Genomic DNA, 19,397 nt, shown 5'->3' on the forward strand with positions numbered 1-19,397 from the left:
GGATTAAGCGTTGATAGCTTCAACAACTAGCTTAGTGTAAGGTTGACGATGACCTTGTTTCTTACGATTGTTCTTTTTCGCTTTGTATTTGAAAACGATGATTTTCTTAGCGCGACCTTGTTTTTCTACTTTCGCAGTAACTGTTGCACCTTCTACAACTGGGCTACCAACTTTAACGTTTTCGCCACCAACGAAAAGAACTTTGTCAAAAGTAACAGTTTCACCAGCTTCAACATCTAATTTTTCAATGTAGATTGCTTGACCAGCTTCAACTTTAATTTGTTTTCCACCTGTTTCGATAATTGCGTACATACTTGCACCTCCTCTTAATTACTAAGACTCGCCAAAAACGAGGTAGACATAAATGTCTTTAGGGAACCTGTTTTGTGCGGTTGTAGCATATAGCCGTTTAGGTGCTATAAACTATAACATAAAGATGTTATCATGAATCATAGACGGTTGTCAATAAATGTTCTGCTAACTATTTTTTCCGTTCTACAATTTCTTTTTTGCTTCCAAAACGGATAATGGCGTACTTTTCGATCATATCATCTTTGAAATAAATTTCAAATGGAATATTTTTTTGTAATTCTTTTTGCAAAAATTGTTTTTGTAGTTCTTTAGGTGCAGCGATTAATACTGCCTCATCCTCTATATCGCCATATGTAATTAGCTCTCTCTCTAACTCATACGCAATTGTTTCATATGACATTACATATCCCGTCGCTTTGCACGGTACACACTCTTCTAGCAATACGTCGCGTAAAGAATGTTTCTTACGTTTACGTGTCATCTCCAAAATCCCTAACTCTGTAAAACCGAGCACTCTTGTATATGTGCGATCATTTTGCATAGCAGCCATGAGACATTCTCTTACTTTTTCTTTATCTTCTCTTCTTTTCATATTAATAAAATCAATTAATATCATACCACCGATATCACGCAGTCTTAATTGACGTGCAATCTCTTCCGCTGCCGCCTCATTTGTACGAAGGACTGTATCTCGTAAATTCTGTTTTCCAGTAAACTTGCCCGTATTCACATCAATTACAGTCATCGTCTCCATTTGTTCCACAATTAAATAAGCACCATTCGGGAGCCACACAATTTTTTGAAGTGCTTTCTCAATCTCACGCTCTATTCCAAAATGGTTAAACATTGAAGATTTTTCATTATAAAAAGATACTTTTTCTTTTCCTACTTTTTCTTCTAATTCTTTCACTATACTTCTTGTATCTACAACTACTTTTTCAATCGTTTCAATTGGATTCTCTTGAAATACACGATCTAAAAAGGTCGCCGGTCGATGAAGTAGTAACGGTGCCTTTCCTTGGCCCTCTTTTCTTTTTAACTCTTCATATAACTGCTGTAACCTTTGCATTTCAGCTTGTATTTCTTCAATTTCTCCTTTTTCAGAAGCAGAGCGGAAAATATACCCTCCCGTCCCTTCTACCTCAATCTGGAGTAGCTGTTGCCTTCTTTTATTATTTTTTATCTTTCGAGAAACTGCACGCATTTCATCATATGGCATATAAACGACATATTTCCCGGTAAATTCTATGTTTGCTGTCAATTTCGGCCCTTTCGTATCAATTGCCTCTTTCACAACTTGTACGAGTACCGCTTGCCCTTCATGTATACGATAGGAAGATGGTACATCATCATATGAAAGGTACGCATGTTTTTCTAAACCGATATTTACAAATGCTGCGTTCATTCCAGCTATTGTTCTTACGATACGTCCGGCATAAACATGCCCAACAATCTCTTGTTCTTCATTTCGTTTCCATAAAAACTCTACAATTTTTTTCTTCTCTTCAATTGCAACGCGTTTCTCTGATCCTGCGTAGTTCATATATAACGTTTTCAAAATTCTTTCCTCACTTTATAATCTTCTTTGCTTTTACAATAATAAAAGGTTAGTGCTATCGTCAACACTAACCGATTAATTCTTCAACCGATGAAGTTGTTCGTTTTTCAGTAAAATACGCATAGAGTAATTCATTTTCATCCAATGTGTAATGTTCTTTATATTTTCCATGGACGATAATAGAGTGCTTATACCCTCTACGAAATTTTGTGAATATCTTATATAAATGATCTTCTGATTGCACTTCAATAGATGCAATCTTTTCAATCCCTCTTTTGTTCCCATAATAACGTTCTAATAAAAAACGCATAAAGGCATACTGTCTTTGTTTCCACTCTTGATATAACGACACCGCTAAAAATATGAGTAGTACCCACATCATAATATTGTTACTATTCCAAAGTAACTGCCACGCCAGTATTACACTAAAAAAAACACATGATAATTTCATCATCTTTTCATGTGCTTGTAAATAAGGAAAACGATATGATAATACGTTAAACAATACTTTCCCGCCATCAAGCGGCCAAATAGGCAGTAAATTAAATGCTAAAATAATTATATTATTCCACATAAAGAAATAATATAAATCTGCACCCAGCCAACCAGCTTCAAACACTATATAACCTACCGCCATCATCCAAATATGTTGTATAGGTCCTGCAATTACGACAACGAGTTCCTCTTTCAATGACTTATTCCCATGTTCCTCAAGCTCAGCCACACCACCAAACGGTAAAAGTTGAATCTTTTTAATACGCCAATTGTAGTGTGCCGCCGCAAAGGCATGCCCAAGTTCATGAATAAGAACGATACAAAATAACAGTAGTAACTCTTTAAAACGTGCCGTAAAAATACCAATAACAATAATAACCCAAAACAACGGATGCACTGAAATCTTCGTTAAAACTTCTCTATATTTAATCAAATGAAATCACCTGAATCGGGTCAATAAATTTTTCATTCTTTTTTATCGCGAAATAAAACTTACCATTTTTATTATTTGCATCATTATTCACCGTTCCAATTTTTTGTTTCTTTGAAACGTAATCATATAATTTCACTGACATGTCATTTAAATTCGCATACCACGATTCCGTTCCATCTGCATGCTGAATTTGAACTGTATTACCAAGTTCCTCTTTCTTTCCTGCAAAAACAACTAACCCTTCATTCACTGACTCAACAGTTGCATTCGTAGCTGTTTGAACAAATACACCTTGGCCATTTTTTTGAAACCCTTGCATCACCTTTCCAGAAGCAGGGATGGCATAATCTTTTTGCTGAATGGTTCCTTCTTTTTTCTCAGTAGGTGAATAAAATACGAGCGGTTTTCCAAACTGCTTTTCGTACCATTTCGCTACAGTAGCAAACTGAAATTCTTCTTTCATTACTTTTTCTGTAACAGCTTTCGCACCGTCGAAAGAAGAGGGTGCATTCTTATATAAAATAGCGACAGAAAGAACTAATATTGCTGATAACAAAACTTTGAAGAAAAATACTTCTTTTCGAAATAAAGGATGAATTTCTTTTTCTCCATCTTCAATAAATACTGTTTCACTATCAAAATTCCCTCCAGCAAAATATTGCTCTTCCTCCATCCTTTCTTGCTCTACCTTCCTTTTCGCAATCCGTTTTTTAATTTCTTCTACACGTTTATTCTTCATACTGTCTCCTTTCTTTCTTTAAGCTAATTAAAATAGAAACAGTTGTATACAGTTTGTACATATGTATGAGCTAAGAAAGAAAGATATTCGTGTGAAGAAAAAAGAAAGCACTTCGCATATGCGCGAAGTGCTTTTAACGGATTCCAAAGAAGTTTTTCATCTTTGTAAATACCGATACCTTTTCTTGTTCAAATGCTTGCAATGGTACATTCTCACCCAACAAGCGTCTTGCAATATTACGATAAGCTAACGCTGCTTTTCCGCTCGGTTGCAACGCTACAGGTTCACCTGTATTTGTAGCACGAATAACTTCATCATCATCCTCGACAACACCAAGAAGCTCGATTGACAATGTACGTACAATTTCATCAACATCTAACATATCCTGTTCATGAAGCATATGACTACGCACACGATTAATAACAAGTTTCGGTGGTTCAATATCCTCTTTTTCTAAAAGCCCGATAATACGATCCGCATCGCGCATTGAGGATACTTCTGGCGTCGTAACAACGATTGCTTTATCCGCACCAGCTACCGCGTTTTTAAATCCCTGCTCAATCCCCGCAGGACAATCAATTAATATGTAATCATAATCTTGACGTAATACTTGTATTAATTCATCCATTTGTTCAGGTGTTACCGCTGATTTATCACTCGTTTGTGCTGCAGGTAATAAATAAAGATCATCAAAACGCTTATCTTTAATAAGCGCCTGAGGTAAACGGCAACGCCCTTCAACGACATCAACAAGATCAAATACAATACGATTTTCCAGCCCCATTACTACGTCTAAGTTTCGAAGACCGATATCTGTGTCAATTAAGCACACTTTCTTTCCAGATAACGCTAGGGCTGTACCAATGTTCGCAGACGTTGTAGTTTTACCTACTCCGCCTTTTCCAGATGTAATTACTATTGCCTCTCCCACAGCTATACAATTCCCCTTTCTAACTTTGTTAAATTAGGTCTAAGATGAGTGAGAAGTTGCAGTCGATCGACAACAATGTGATTGTTCTCATTAATATACGCACATTCTGCCGCCTCCGCTCCGTCTTCTTTCTCTTCCGGAGCCCGCATTGCCACATCACTAATTCGAAGTTGCATCGGGTTCATATCAGATGCAGCGATTACAGCATCCGAATCCCCATAATACCCAGCATGTGCAATTCCTCTTAATGATCCTACGACAAAAATATTCCCCCCAGCGATAACCGTTCCGCCTGGATTAACATCTCCAATTAACAATAAATTTCCTTTTACATGTAAAACTTGTCCAGAGCGAACAATTTTGGAAATAGGGACAATTTCTGTTTCTTCTTTCCAAGCTATTGCTTCTGCTTTCGTTATAACTTCACTTTCAATTGAATCCACAACAAGATTCTTTTTATTACGAATTAACGTACGAATCTCTTCTTGTTGGACTTCTGTTAAATAACGATTTCCCACTTTCACATGCACTTCAATTAAAGAGCGCCCATCACCATCATAGTAATGTGTAGAAAGCTTTTCATCCAATTCCTCCAGTAATTCAGAGAATGAACAACAATCATCTAAATGAAGCGTTATTCCGTCTTTTGTCCCTTTTATTGTTACATTTTGTTGCTTTTTTTCTTCCACTAAAGTTCACCCCACCGATTCAATTCGACATAAAATTAGAAAATCCTTTTTTCTTTTTCTTCCATCGCTTTTGAAAGACGCACTAAATATCGTCTCAGTGGGAAACAAACTATCAATAAGAAAATTGCATTTAGCAATACAGTAGACAGGAGACGATCTGTGAAAAAGACATACGCTGACATATGAGTACGTCCTAACAAAGTTAAAAATCCATACACATAATACTCTAGTGCTACAATACTAGCTAGTACAATAGAAGCAACAATAAATAAATTCGATTGTAATATCTTCATCACACTATAAACTAAATAAGCTAAAATCGGATACGCAAAAATATATATACCGACAAGTTCTGTGTATACGGTATCAAATAAGAAACCAAATAAGAGTCCGTAATAAATCCCTTGGACCGGACTATAGTACACAGTAATAAAACATAACACAATTATAAAGAAATGAGGTGCTGCTATACTGTTTTTCCAAAAAACCTCTGTTGGAACAATAGTAGCAAACATATTTTCAAATAGAAAAACAAAAAGGAGCAAAAGAGGAAGAGCTGCTCTTTTTAAAATCTTCATCATCTCTTCTCCCCCTCCTATTCTAATGGCGCTGAAGGCTTTGCACGTTTCGCAACCATAACATGCTCTACGTCATTTAAATCAGCGGCAGGTTTTACATAAGCTGTTTTTGTTAAACCGTATGGATCTGGCTGAACATCAACAATCGTTCCAATTACAAGACCTTTCGGGAAAATATCACCAAGTCCAGATGTTACAACTAGTTGATCTTTATCTACCTTAGCTTCAGAGCCAATCTTTGTGAAAAGAAGTAAGTGTTTTTCTTTGTCGTAACCTTCAATCAATCCAAAGATTTTCTCATCACCTTGTACGATAGCAGAAACACGATTTGTTCGGCTCATAGAGCTTAGCAATTCTACTGATGATGTAAACTGAGATACACTTTTCACTCGTCCAACTAGACCTTGTGAAGTTACTACAGCCATATCTTTTTTAATTCCTTGCTGTACCCCTTTATCAATTCCAACTAAATCGTACCATTTATCTGGGTTACGAGAAACGACAGTAGCTGGAATTTCAGTATAATCACTAGGCAACTCTTTTTTACCAGTTAACTCTTGTAACTTCTTTTTATCATCTTCTAATTGTTTTACTTTCCCTGATAGACCTGCATAATTATCTAATTTTGCTTTTAATTCTTTATTCTCTTCATACGTGCGCTTTACATCCTCTACATTTTCGAAGAATCCAGCTACGTATTTCGCTGGCTTTTGGAATACACGTTCTACAACACCGACAGTGTCTTTAACAAACTGCTCTGGCCATGTTAAACTGTTCCGTTCTTTCAATGAGATTCCAATCAATGCCACGAGAAGAATAATACTAACTAACAAAACAATTAATCTTTTGTTTAAGAAAAACTGTGGCACGTTCACACCCTCTTAATTTCATTGATTTTTATTTTGCAATATTATCGAGCAGCAGTTTTGAAAAGATCGATATTGTCTAATGCTTTACCCGTTCCAATTGCTACGCAATCTAATGGGTCTTCTGCAACAAGAACTGGCATATTTGTTTCTTCACTAATAACTTTATCTAAGTTACGTAGTAATGCTCCGCCACCTGTTAATACGATACCACGGTCCATAATATCTGCCGCTAATTCAGGTGGAGTTTTCTCTAACGTATTTTTAACAGATTCTACAATTGCATCTACTGTATCCTTTAATGCATCTGCAATTTCTTCTGGCTGAATTAGTACTGTTTTTGGTAAACCACTTACTAAATCACGACCACGAATTTCCATAGGCTCGATACCTTCTGGCTCGCCTGCAGAACCGATTTCTAATTTTAATGCTTCAGCTGTTCTTTCACCAATCATTAAGTTGTAGCTTTTCTTAATGTACTGAATGATTGAATCGTCCATATCATCACCAGCAACACGAACTGATTGACTTGTTACAATACCACCTAAAGAAATGATTGCAACTTCTGTTGTACCACCACCGATATCAACAACCATGCTACCAGTTGGTTCCCAAACAGGTAAGTTTGCACCAATTGCTGCTGCAAATGGTTCTTCGATTGGATAAGCATCACGAGCACCCGCTTGACGAGTCGCATCGATTACTGCACGTCTTTCTACAGCTGTAATACCAGACGGTACACATACCATTACATATGGTTTACGTGAGAAGAATCCATTTGATTTTTGAGCTTGTTGAATGTAGTATTTCATCATTGTTGCCGTCGTTTCGTAATCAGCAATTACACCGTCTTTCATCGGGCGAAGTGCCACAACGTTTCCTGGTGTACGACCAATCATTTGTTTTGCATCGCTACCTACAGCAACGATTTGTTTCGTATCAGTTTGTAACGCTACTACTGAAGGTTCACGTAAAACTACACCTTTTCCTTTTACATATACAAGCGTGTTCGCAGTTCCTAAATCTATTCCAAGATCGCGAGTAAAGCCACCAAATCCAAACATATTATTTATCTTCCTTTCTTGTTTTCACGGACTCATTTTTTTCTTACTTTATATTATAAAAACAGTACGTTTTTTATATCTTTATCCTTCTTGTAGATAAATTTCTACAAAAAACTCATAAATCACATTATAAAACAAAATAAGTAAAAAGCATAGTCTTAAATATGACCTTTTTCCTTTAAACTCACGAATTTATGGTCACCTATTATAATATGGTCAAGCACTTCAATTCCGATAATCTGGCCACATTCTACTAACCGTTTTGTTACTTCAATATCTTCTCGGCTCGGCGTGGGGTCTCCTGAAGGATGGTTATGAAGACATATAATAGAGGCTGCTGCACGGCGGAACGCTTCTTTAAAAACTTCCCTTGGATGTACAATTGATGTGTTTAAACTTCCAATGAAAATTGTTTGCCTATGTATAACTTGATTCTTTGTGTTCAAATATAAACATACAAAATGCTCCTGCTGCAGGAAGCGCATTTCTTCCATCATATATCTCGCACAATCTTCTGGGCTTCGAATGCTGTATCTATTTCGATATTCTAAACGTACCATTCTTCTACCAAGTTCAAAAGCAGCTATAAGCTGGGCTGCCTTTGCAATCCCAACACCATGTATACTGACAAGCTCTTCTAACGTTGCATCTTTCAACATACGTAAACCATCAAAGTGATGTGAAATTTTGTCTGATAACTTTAAAACTGTTTCTTCTTTAGAACCTGTTCTGAGTAACACCGCAAGAAGCTCCCGATTCGATAAACTTCCAGCTCCTTCTAACAATAAACGCTCCCGTGGCTGTTCTTCTTTGACAACATCACGAATACCGTTCATTTCTCCACCCCTTTTATTTGTTCTCTCAAAGAAAATCCCATGCAATTTTACGCATGGGTTACATCAATATTAAATTGTTTTAATTCCCGAACAAGACGTGAAATTGGTAAACCGACTACACTATAATAGTCCCCTTGAATATGTTGAACAAAAATAGATCCTTTACCTTGAATTCCATAACTTCCTGCTTTATCAAGAGGCTCTTTTGATGCAACGTATGCGTCAATTTCCTCTTCTGTTAATTCCCAAAACGTAACTTCTGTACGCTCATAAAAAGTGACTGTTTTGTCTTTTGTTATAATTGCAACACCAGTATACACTTCATGTGTTTTCCCTGATAATAATTGCAACATTTCTTTCGCCTCAGCCTCATTAGATGGCTTTCCAAGAATACGCGATTCATATGTAACAATTGTGTCTGCACCTAACACAATGTGATCACTGTTATTTTCCGCTACTGCAGATGCTTTTTGCAGGGCAAGGGACATTACAATATCAGAAGGCGATGAGTACGCACCAATCGTTTCTTCTACTTCACTTACAATAATTTCAAATGGTACATCCGCTAACTCAAGCAGTTCCTTCCTGCGAGGTGACCCTGATGCTAAAATGATTTTTCTCATATTTTCTCCTTCCTTTCTCACATGAAGCAGAATCATTTATATTAATCGTATCAAAGGAATAGTTTGTCCACAAATGAAAGAAATATTATTTTCTCTAAACAAAATAATACTTTTTTACTAAAATACGATTATATTCCTGCCGTAGAGAAAGCACTTTGCTCTAAATTCAAAAGAAAAGAAAGAAGTACCTATACTTCTTCCTTCGTCATTTCATTATCCTATTATTTCGCCTTTTGTGAAACAATTTTTTCATATGAAAGTATACCATCGATAATAACTTGATTTAATTTCGTCAAAGATTCCTTATCACCTTTTCCATCCTTCACTGTTTGCACAGCTACTGACGTATACATATACAATTTCTTTGCTTCTTCCTGTTTCATACTTTTTCCTTCTTTTTCAATTGCTTTCCACTCTTTTTCAATTGCACCTATATCTTTCGCATTACTTTTTCCACTAGCTTGTACGCTAGAAGCATATTTTGCTAAATGAGTATATAATGGCTGTACTTTTGTTAAAAACGCACCAACTTCTTTATCCTCTTTAAGTAACGCTTTATCTGTTATATCCCAGTTCTTTTTCAATACAGAGACGTTATCATTTTTATACTGCGTCATTAATTGGTTTATATCTTGTTCATCACTAGCAATACCAACAACTAATGCGTACTTATCACCGCTCGGTTTTAAAGCTGCTACGCCTCCATTACCTTTCCACTCTTCAAGAGCGGCCTGTCCCTTTTCTTCGGAAGAATAAATCCCTCCTTGAACAAAAAATAATTTCATTGGATCTAATGACGTTCCTGTCTGCGCTTTTTGTTTTTCCTCTTTTGGTGCTGGTGTTTGTTCTGACGTTCCACCCACCTTTGATTCTTCATTTTGCACCTGCTTCGAAGCTGTTACTTCACTTCCCCCTGTCGCTCCTTGCCCTTTAAGTAACTGTAGCATTCCCATTCCAAACGCCGTACCAATAACAATCGCAGTTGCAACGATTGCAATTAACGTATTGCTCCACTTCTTTCGTTTTTTTTCCGTAGACACTAATTTCGCTTTTTGAAACGGAACAACGTTTTTCGGTCTTTCACTTTCTACTACCATCCATTCAAATTCATCTTTCTTCTTCTCCTCATACTTCGCTTCTGTTCCATTCACTTTCACTGAGATCGTTCGTGATTGCTTGTCCATACACTCACACCTCACCTCTTATCGTTGTCCGCATCATATCATATTCCTTTCACAAAAAAACGAGATATTTGTCAGAGGAATTCGCCAAATAACCCTATATATTTATCTTATATGTATGCATTTGACTTCATTTGTAGAACAAAAAAACTAGATAGCAAAGGCTATCTAGTTTTTCTCGCGAATATATTTTCGAACTTCTGAAATGAAATAAAGAGAACCTGTTATGATAAAAACATCATTTTCTCCAATCATTTCAACCTTTGTATCAATTGCCTCTTTCCAATTTTCAAAAACTAATTTTGACTCTTTCTTTGCATACGATGCAAGCTTATCAGCAGAAATAGCACGATCAAAGGCGAATGTTGTAAAAATAATTTCATCAGCAATTGTTTCTAATTGACCTACCATATTATGCAACTGTTTATCACCAAGAGCAGTAAATAAAACTATTACATTTTTATCTTTGTAATGTGATTCTACTGTTTTCACAAGGCTTTCGATACCTTCTGGGTTATGGGCACCATCTATAATAATATCTGGATTACTTTGTAGTTTTTCAAATCGCCCAATCCAATATGCTTCCTGTAATCCAGTTCTTATTTCTTCTTCCTCAATTAAAAATGATAAGTACGTTTTGACATACATGACTGCCATAAGTGCAAGTGCTGCGTTTCCTACTTGGTGACTACCTTTCATTGAGATTCGCACATCTTCAAAAGTAGCGAAAGGACAAGTGAAATTGAACTGTTCTCCATCTTCGCTAGACTGTTTATGTAACGCTGTAAAATGCTTGCCCATCTCGTATAAGTTTGCATGATTTTCCTTTGCAACCTTTTGAATGACTTGCAATGCTTCCTCATCTTGTACACCAGTAATAACTGGAACACCAGACTTAATAATCCCCGCCTTCTCATATGCAATTTCTCCTAGTGTATTCCCTAAAATATGCATATGATCGTGGCCGATATTTGTAATAATCGTGAGAACAGGATGAATAACATTCGTAGAATCAAAGCGCCCTCCAAGCCCTGTTTCAAATAAAACAACATCACAGAAATTAACTTTACCGAAATAACAAATTGCCATAACAGTAATAATTTCAAACTCAGTCGCTTCCCCTAAATCCGTCTCATCTAGTTTTTCAACGACTGGCTTTACCATCTTTACAAGTTCAGTAATCTCTTCATCTGCAATTGGTGTTCCGTTCACACTAATACGTTCGTTAAATGTTTCAATATAAGGAGAGGTAAATGTTCCTACCTTATATTTTGCATCTTCTAACATGTAGCGCATATATGTTAACGTTGAGCCTTTTCCATTTGTACCAGCAAGATGAACACATTTTATGTGACGCTCTGGATTTCCGAGCTCTTCTAGCATCCATCTCATTCTTTCTAATCCTGGTTTAATACCAAACTTCAATCGGCTATGAATCCACCCTATCGCTTCTTCGTATGTATGTATCACGTATGCTTTCCCCTTTCAAAAGACAACCTTCATACTCCTATTATACGCAAAGAAAAGAGACTCACCAATATAGTGAGCCTCTAAAAAACATTTTACTTTTCAAGATCTGCTAGACGTTGGCGAACTGCTTCACGTTTTTCTAGGTAGTCTTGCTCTTTCGCACGCTCTCCGTCAATAACTGCTGCAGGAGCTTTCGCTACGAAACCTTGGTTTGAAAGTTTCTTCTGTACACGTTCTACTTCTTTGTCGAACTTCTCAAATTCTTTCTCAAGACGTGCTCTCTCTTCATCAAGATTGATAAGATCAGCTAACGGTAAGAATAACTCTGCACCTGATACGATTGCAGTCATTGCTTTTTCTGGTGCTTGTAAATCCGTTTGAATGATTAATTCGCTTGGATTACAGAAACGCTCAATGTAAGAGCTATTTTTTGTAAGTTGAGCAAGGACAGCCTCATCTTTTGCTTTAATTTGCATTTGAACTTTTTTGCTCATTGGCGTATTAACTTCTGCACGGATGTTACGAACAGAGCGAATGATATCAACTAGAAGGTGCATTTCTGCCGCAGCTTCTGTATCTTGTAAATCTTCGCGAACTGTTGGCCATGCTGCTACTGTAATAGATTCACCTTCACGTGGTAAATGTTGCCAAATTTTCTCTGTTACGAATGGCATGAATGGGTGTAATAGACGCATTGTTTGGTCTAATACGTAAGCTAAAATAGAACGAGTTGTTTTCTTAGCTGCTTCATCTTCACCGTATAGTGGAAGTTTCGCCATTTCAATGTACCAGTCACAGAAATCGTCCCAAATGAAGTTGTATAATGAACGACCAGCTTCACCGAACTCATATTTATCCATGTTACGCGTTACGCTTTCGATTGTTTCGTTTAAGCGAGTTAAAATCCACTTATCCGCAACTGATTTTTCACCAGTTAAATCGATTTCTTCATACTTCATATCATCCATGTTCATTAATACGAAACGTGATGCGTTCCAAATTTTATTAATGAAGTTCCAAGTAGATTCTACTTTCTCCATGCTAAAACGTAGATCTTGACCTGGTGCGCTTCCTGTTGATAAGAAATAGCGCATTGCATCTGCACCGTACTTCTCGATAACATCCATTGGATCAATACCGTTACCAAGAGATTTACTCATTTTACGTCCTTGCTCATCACGAACTAAACCATGAATTAATACATCTTTAAATGGACGCTCGCCTGTAAACTCTAAACCTTGGAAAATCATACGAGATACCCAGAAGAAGATGATGTCATAACCCGTTACTAGTGCATCTGTTGAATAGTAACGCTTGAAGTCTGCTGCATCTTCATTTGGCCAACCAAGTGTTGAGAATGGCCATAACGCTGAACTGAACCATGTATCAAGTACGTCGTTATCTTGATTCCAGTTTTCAATATCTGCTGGCTCTTCTGTACCTACGTATACTTCACCAGTTTCTTTATGATACCAAGCTGGAATGCGGTGTCCCCACCATAATTGACGAGAAATACACCAGTCGTGAATGTTTTCCATCCAGCGTAAATATGTGTTTTCGAAACGATCTGGTACGAACGTTACTTTCTCTTCTTCTTTTTGTTGAAGCGCTACTGCCTTCTCAGCAAGTGGAGCCATTTTTACGAACCATTGTGTTGATAAGTAAGGCTCAACAACTGCACCACTACGCTCACTGTGACCTACCGAATGCATATGAGGCTCAATTTCTACTAATACGCCCGCTTCTTGTAAGTCTTTTACTAATGCTTTACGACATTCGAAACGATCCATGCCGTTATACTTACCAGCTTTTTCATTCATCGATCCATCTTCGTTCATTACTAAGATACGTGGTAAGTCATGACGGTTACCCACTTCAAAGTCATTCGGGTCATGAGCTGGTGTAATTTTTACAACGCCTGTTCCGAAATCTTTTTCTACATACTCATCAGCAATAATCGGAATCTCACGGCCTACGATTGGAAGTGTAACTGTTTTTCCGATTAAATGTTTGTAACGATCGTCTTCTGGATGAACTGCTACTGCTGTATCACCAAGCATCGTTTCTGGACGAGTAGTAGCAAGACGAATATGACCAGAACCATCTGTTAATGGGTAGTTCATATGGTAGAATGCACCTTGAACTTCTTTATGAATTACTTCAATATCAGAAAGGGCTGTGCGTGTTGCTGGGTCCCAGTTGATAATATATTCACCACGGTAAATTAAGCCTTTTTCATATAATTGAACGAATACTTTATTAACTGCATCAGATAAACCTTCGTCTAATGTGAAACGCTCGCGAGAATAGTCTAGTCCTAAACCAACTTTCCCCCATTGTTGACGAATGTGAGACGCGTATTCTTCTTTCCACTCCCAAGCTTTTTCAAGGAACTTCTCACGGCCAAGATCGTAACGTGAAATACCTTCTTCACGAAGTTTCCCTTCTACTTTCGCTTGTGTCGCAATACCCGCATGGTCCATTCCTGGAAGCCATAATACATCGTAGCCTTGCATACGCTTCGTACGAGTTAAAATATCTTGAAGAGTTGTATCCCAAGCATGACCTAAGTGTAACTTACCAGTTACGTTCGGAGGTGGAATTACAATTGTATACGGTTGTTTCTTCTCGTCTCCTGTTGCTTCAAAATATTTGCCTTCTAACCACCACTGATAAAGGCCTTCTTCAACGGACATATGATCATATTTAGTTGGTAAATTCTTTTCCGTGTTTGACATTATTTTCCCTCCTTAAAATAAAAAATGCCCCTCATCCAAAAAAGGACGAGGGACATCGCGGTACCACCTTTATTTACAAACAAATTCAGAATTTGCTTATACTCTTAATTTGATAACGGACAAATCCGTCTTTTCCTAATGAGAACTATTCCGTTCAGAAAAGATGCTCCAGGGCTACCTTCTAACATAACTATCTAGAGAATCTCCCAGCTAATGATTCTCCTCTCTGAAGACGTTTCTTGTTATACTCTTCCCCTTCAAGGCATTTATATGATTGTTAATTATTATATACAATAGTGTAAAAAACGAAACCCTATTCGTCAAGATAAATTTAAGACTACGAATTTTTTGACGCACAAAAAAGATAAGTAGAGGATGCTACTTATCTTTTTATCCGTTCCCTTGCTGGGCAGCTTGTAATTGCGAAAGGAAATATTCTATATTGCTAACGAGCCAATGCGATTGTTGCAAGCTCTTTACTCCGAGAAGTTCATTTTCCTCATTACGACTCTCTCTTCTTTTTTTATAAGACTGGATTTGCCGAATAAATTGCGATGGATACGTCATATACGCAAACATAAGTAGTTGCTCTTCTTTCGTAAAAGGAAAATTTTTTTGGTACATTTGATACCATTCAAACCGATCACTTCGCGCAATTGGATATGTGTTTAACGACCGAGAATAAAACCCTACAATATCTTGCACAGGTGTTGCAAACTTCGATTTTTCTAAACTAATAAAATAGCCGTTCCGTTCATAATCAAATAAAAAATGATTAAGTGATACGTTACCATGTACAAAAGTAATACGTGTTTTTTCTTTTTCTTTCATCGCATCGTTCCACTCATTTAATTGCTTCGTTGCGAACTCACGAGCCCTCATGACATGATGATAGTACGTACAATATTGCAATTCAAACGGAGACATATACCACTTCGATTCAGATTCTACAAGAAACTCTTCTAACATCTCACCATCATTTTCCCAACGATCAGATATATTTGTATAATGCTTCTCTAAATCTTCTTCTGTATATGTTTCTTCTTTTACCGTTTTTTGATGCAACGCTCCGAGAGTCTGGAACATTTTATGGTATTGATCATTATCCTCTCCGTTCCCTTCCGCACGTTCTAACCAAGGCATTAAATAATAATTATACGTACCATCATTTAAAATATAATTTCCATCCGTCGCATGGTATATAGGTACATAATTTGAAAAACCTTTCTCCTTCAAATATTGAATATGATGCAGAAAGTTATTCCGCTCTAACTTTCTGCCTTCTATTTTCTTGAGCGCATATGGACCTTGATTCGTGTAAATTTTCGTTACGCTTCCGTGCTCTTCCATATGCTGCGTATCCAATCTATATTGCCTTACAATGGGTTCATAGCGATTTCGTAATTCCATATCCATACGAATAACCCTTTCTATTCAAAACATAGCCTTTAGGAAAATAAGTGAGTGAAAAACACTCACTTATTTCGCTTTTGCCCTTGAAACGGGAATATAAATAATTTGCCCTGCCGTTAAATATATATCTTCTGTTTGATTGACACGATATAAGTTTTGTACAGACGTTTCATAACGATCTGCAACAGATTCGATCGTATCTCCTTCTTGCACGAAATACATTCTTAACTTTGTAAATTCTTCTTCTGGTTCTTTCGTAAATAATTTCGTTAAATACAGTGCATTTTCATCTCGCTGTGAATACGCTTCTTCTTCTTGTTCTTCTTGCTTTTTCTTTTTCTCTTTCTCTTTTTTGAAATCTTTTCGTCCGAACAATTCAAATTGCGGCGTTGTTTCTTTCTCTTCTTCACGCTCTACAAATTCATGTTCTTCTATTTCCGCTTCCTCTACTTCCTGCTCTTTTCTTTCTTCTAGTTGGAACGGTTCAAATGCGTAATCTTCCCACTCATCTGATTCCTTATAAGCTGGTTCTTCTACTTGTGGCGTCGGTCTAGTTTCATACTCTTCTGCTGCATCATCCTCTAACTCAGCATACGCCGTTTCTTCCTCTTCATCCTCAATTCTTTCTTCATCACATAAACCTGTAATAGATATATCCGCTAATAATTGTAAGCAACCATTTTCCTTTAATTCATAATCAAATTCCTCGATAGATACATATAGTTCTTCAATTACTTTCACACGGTTTCTCGGAATTGATATTTCAAGCGGAAAGGAATGAACAAGTTCATTAACCCCATCCTCTCTTGTTTCTACATAATCAATTGATTTCGCTGGTGATAGATCTCTTAATGAATAAGCCGAATCATCTTGCCTTGCAACATACTCTCCCGTTAAATCTAATTGCCCTCTCACGATAACTTCATGATCAAGCTCTTCTATCTCAACGTCTGGATCTAACGAAATTGACAAAAGTTCTTCGACTTCCTGTCCTTTTTGGAACCAAACAGATTCTTTTAATGAAAAACGTAATGAATGATCTGTTGTCACTTCTTTTCCCCCTCCCAAACTATATGTCATTACAGATTTATGTACGGAAAGCTGACTTTATGAATAAAAAAAATCGCCCCCCTTATGGAGAACGATTTTCTTTATTCAATTAAGCTTTTAATTTTGACATGGCAATCTCTGCCGCTGCAATTGTCGCTTCAATATCTGCATCACTATGTGCTGTTGATAAGAATAAGCCTTCGAATTGAGATGGTGGCAAGAATACACCTTGCTCTACCATTTCACGATAATAAGCTGCAAAGAATTCTAAGTTTGAAGATTTTGCTGCATCGTAATTAATAACTTGTTCATCTGTAAAGAAGATACCAATCATAGAACCCGCGCGGTTAATATGATGCGGAATGCCATGTTTTTCAGCCGCTTTACGTAATCCAGCTTCTAACATTTCAGCTTTACGCTCGAATTCTACATATGATTCTGGCGTTAACTGTACTAACGTTTCATAACCTGCTGCCATTGCAAGTGGGTTACCTGATAAAGTACCTGCTTGGTAAATCGGTCCGCTCGGTGCAACTTGTCGCATAATTTCTGCTTTACCACCGTATGCTCCTACCGGTAAGCCACCGCCGATTACTTTACCTAAACAAGTTAAATCAGGTGTTACACCGTAATAACCTTGTCCACAATTATAAGCAACTCGGAATCCTGTCATGACTTCATCAAAAATAAGCAATGCACCATTTTGCTCTGTTACTTCACGAAGGCCTTCTAAAAATCCTGGCTGCGGAGGAACAACACCCATATTCCCTGCTACTGGTTCTACGATGACACAAGCAATATCATCACCGAATTGTTCGAAAGCGTATTTCACACTTTCTAAATCGTTATACGCTACTGTAATTGTATTTTTCGCTACACCTTCTGGTACACCAGGGCTATCTGGTAAACCTAACGTCGCCACACCAGAACCCGCTTTAATTAATAACGAATCACCATGACCGTGATAACAACCGATGAATTTCAAAATTTTGTTACGACCTGTATAACCACGAGCTAAACGTAGCGCACTCATTGTCGCTTCTGTTCCTGAGTTAACCATACGTACAATCTCAATTGATGGTACGCGCTCAATAACAAGTTTCGCTAATTCATTCTCAATTTCCGTTGGAGCACCGAAGCTTGTCCCCCTTTCAGCAACAGATTTTAAAGCATCCACAACACGATCATTCGCATGACCATGAATTAAAGGTCCCCATGATAATACGTAATCGATGTATTCATTTCCATCGATATCATACACTTTAGAGCCTTTTCCACGCTCCATAAACAACGGATTCATACCAACAGACTTAAAGGCACGAACTGGGCTATTTACGCCACCAGGCATTAAATCTTGCGCCTCTTCAAACGCCGCAATCGACTTATCAAACTTTTTCATTATTTAGCGCCTCCTTCTTGTAACCATCTTGCTGCATCTTTCGCATGATACGTAATAATTAAATCTGCTCCTGCACGTTTCATGCTAATTAATTTTTCAAGTACAACTTCTTTTTCATTAATCCAACCATTTTGCGCTGCCGCTTTAATCATTGAATATTCGCCGCTTACGTTATAAGCAACAACTGGTAAATTAAAGTTATTTTTCACATCACGAACGATATCTAAGTAAGAAAGAGCTGGCTTTACAATTAAGAAATCTGCCCCTTCCATTACATCTGATTCTGCTTCACGGAATGCTTCCATGCGGTTCGCTGGGTCCATTTGATATGTTTTACGATCACCAAATTGTGGTGCACCGTGTGCCGCATCACGGAATGGTCCGTAAAATGCTGATGAATATTTCACAGCGTATGACATTACTGGTACATGTCCAAAACCATTTTCATCTAATGCGTGGCGAATTACTGTTACAAATCCGTCCATCATGTTTGATGGCGCAATAATGTCTGCTCCCGCTTTCGCTTGGCTGACAGCTGTTTTCGCAAGAACTGCAAGAGACTCATCATTTAAAATAATACCATCTTCAATTACACCGCAATGACCATGGCTTGTGAATTGACATAAACATGTATCTGCAACTACTACTAGCTCAGGGAATTCACCTTTAATTTGCTGAATTGCACGTTGCACAATTCCATGATCACAATATGCTGATGATCCAACTTCATCTTTTTCAGCAGGTAAACCAAATACAATAACAGAACGAATACCTAAATCAACAACCTCTTGCATTTCAGCCTGCAATAAATCTAAAGACATTTGATATACGCCTGGCATAGAAGGCACTTCATTACGAACGTTTTCTCCTTCTAATACAAAAATAGGGTAAATAAAATCTTCCGTATGTAAAAACGTTTCACGCACAAGCGCACGCATATTACCACTTTGTCTTAAGCGACGATGACGATTAAATTGTAAAGAGTTCATAGATTTCTATCCCCATTCTTTTATTTTATCCCG

At 37.3% G+C, this 19,397-nt stretch carries 18 protein-coding genes and 2 other annotated features; all 18 genes read right to left on the reverse strand.

The genetic code is table 11. The annotated features are described in order from the left end of the window. Positions 1–3 precede the first annotated feature (3 nt). Entirely contained in the window at positions 4–312 is a 309-nt protein-coding gene (gene rplU, locus PDL00_RS13010) for a 50S ribosomal protein L21 (protein ID WP_000270907.1), read from the reverse strand. Between the two features lie 14 nt (positions 313–326). Beyond that, positions 327–404 (reverse strand) — a sequence feature (ribosomal protein L21 leader region). A 77-nt stretch (positions 405–481) separates the two neighbouring features. Next, on the reverse strand, positions 482–1,870 hold the full coding sequence (locus PDL00_RS13015; protein ID WP_270729417.1) for an Rne/Rng family ribonuclease: 1,389 nt from the start codon (positions 1,868–1,870) through the stop codon (positions 482–484). 67 nt (positions 1,871–1,937) lie between these two features. Further along, entirely contained in the window at positions 1,938–2,798 is an 861-nt protein-coding gene (spoIVFB, locus tag PDL00_RS13020; RefSeq protein WP_270729419.1) for a stage IV sporulation intramembrane metalloprotease SpoIVFB, read from the reverse strand. Beyond that, positions 2,791–3,537: a stage IV sporulation protein SpoIVFA gene (gene spoIVFA, locus PDL00_RS13025; protein WP_270729421.1), complete on the reverse strand. Its 747-nt coding sequence runs from the start codon at positions 3,535–3,537 to the stop codon at positions 2,791–2,793. Before spoIVFA ends, spoIVFB begins: the two co-directional genes overlap by 8 nt. Positions 3,538–3,670: 133 nt before the next feature. Further along, positions 3,671–4,468, reverse strand: coding sequence for a septum site-determining protein MinD (gene minD / locus PDL00_RS13030; protein ID WP_000503310.1), 798 nt, complete (start codon positions 4,466–4,468; stop codon positions 3,671–3,673). Between the two features lie 2 nt (positions 4,469–4,470). Further along, complete coding sequence (minC, locus tag PDL00_RS13035; protein ID WP_270729423.1) at positions 4,471–5,157, reverse strand: septum site-determining protein MinC; 687 nt, start codon at positions 5,155–5,157, stop codon at positions 4,471–4,473. 35 nt (positions 5,158–5,192) lie between these two features. Then, complete coding sequence (gene mreD / locus PDL00_RS13040) at positions 5,193–5,738, reverse strand: rod shape-determining protein MreD (protein ID WP_270729426.1); 546 nt, start codon at positions 5,736–5,738, stop codon at positions 5,193–5,195. 14 nt (positions 5,739–5,752) lie between these two features. Next, positions 5,753–6,604, reverse strand: a complete 852-nt coding sequence (gene mreC / locus PDL00_RS13045; protein WP_270729427.1) for a rod shape-determining protein MreC — start codon at positions 6,602–6,604, stop codon at positions 5,753–5,755. Between the two features lie 41 nt (positions 6,605–6,645). Further along, on the reverse strand, positions 6,646–7,665 hold the full coding sequence (gene mreB / locus PDL00_RS13050) for a cell shape-determining protein MreB (protein WP_000466737.1): 1,020 nt from the start codon (positions 7,663–7,665) through the stop codon (positions 6,646–6,648). Between the two features lie 158 nt (positions 7,666–7,823). Further along, positions 7,824–8,501, reverse strand: coding sequence for a DNA repair protein RadC (gene radC / locus PDL00_RS13055; RefSeq protein ID WP_270729429.1), 678 nt, complete (start codon positions 8,499–8,501; stop codon positions 7,824–7,826). 47 nt (positions 8,502–8,548) lie between these two features. Further along, positions 8,549–9,124 (reverse strand): Maf family protein, encoded by a 576-nt coding sequence (locus PDL00_RS13060; protein ID WP_242254947.1) that lies wholly within the window; start codon positions 9,122–9,124, stop codon positions 8,549–8,551. 221 nt (positions 9,125–9,345) lie between these two features. Next, positions 9,346–10,308, reverse strand: a complete 963-nt coding sequence (locus PDL00_RS13065; RefSeq protein WP_270729431.1) for a stage II sporulation protein B — start codon at positions 10,306–10,308, stop codon at positions 9,346–9,348. A 165-nt stretch (positions 10,309–10,473) separates the two neighbouring features. After that, positions 10,474–11,775 (reverse strand): bifunctional folylpolyglutamate synthase/dihydrofolate synthase, encoded by a 1,302-nt coding sequence (locus tag PDL00_RS13070; RefSeq protein WP_270729433.1) that lies wholly within the window; start codon positions 11,773–11,775, stop codon positions 10,474–10,476. Between the two features lie 92 nt (positions 11,776–11,867). Next, positions 11,868–14,513 (reverse strand): valine--tRNA ligase, encoded by a 2,646-nt coding sequence (locus PDL00_RS13075; protein ID WP_270729435.1) that lies wholly within the window; start codon positions 14,511–14,513, stop codon positions 11,868–11,870. A gap of 38 nt (positions 14,514–14,551) precedes the next feature. Further along, positions 14,552–14,783, reverse strand: a binding site (T-box leader). A gap of 120 nt (positions 14,784–14,903) precedes the next feature. Further along, on the reverse strand, positions 14,904–15,929 hold the full coding sequence (ysxE, locus tag PDL00_RS13080) for a spore coat protein YsxE (RefSeq protein ID WP_061677141.1): 1,026 nt from the start codon (positions 15,927–15,929) through the stop codon (positions 14,904–14,906). Positions 15,930–15,992: 63 nt separating this feature from the next. Continuing rightward, a complete protein-coding gene (gene spoVID / locus PDL00_RS13085; RefSeq protein ID WP_270729437.1) occupies positions 15,993–16,976 on the reverse strand; it encodes a stage VI sporulation protein D in 984 nt (327 codons plus the stop codon). Positions 16,977–17,085: 109 nt separating this feature from the next. Beyond that, positions 17,086–18,375, reverse strand: coding sequence for a glutamate-1-semialdehyde 2,1-aminomutase (hemL, locus tag PDL00_RS13090; protein WP_270729439.1), 1,290 nt, complete (start codon positions 18,373–18,375; stop codon positions 17,086–17,088). Next, positions 18,375–19,364, reverse strand: a complete 990-nt coding sequence (gene hemB / locus PDL00_RS13095) for a porphobilinogen synthase (RefSeq protein WP_270729442.1) — start codon at positions 19,362–19,364, stop codon at positions 18,375–18,377. Before hemB ends, hemL begins: the two co-directional genes overlap by 1 nt. Positions 19,365–19,397 lie beyond the last annotated feature (33 nt).

This window comes from Bacillus cereus group sp. TH152-1LC, assembly GCF_027710505.1.
GTDB lineage: Bacteria > Bacillota > Bacilli > Bacillales > Bacillaceae_G > Bacillus_A > Bacillus_A mobilis.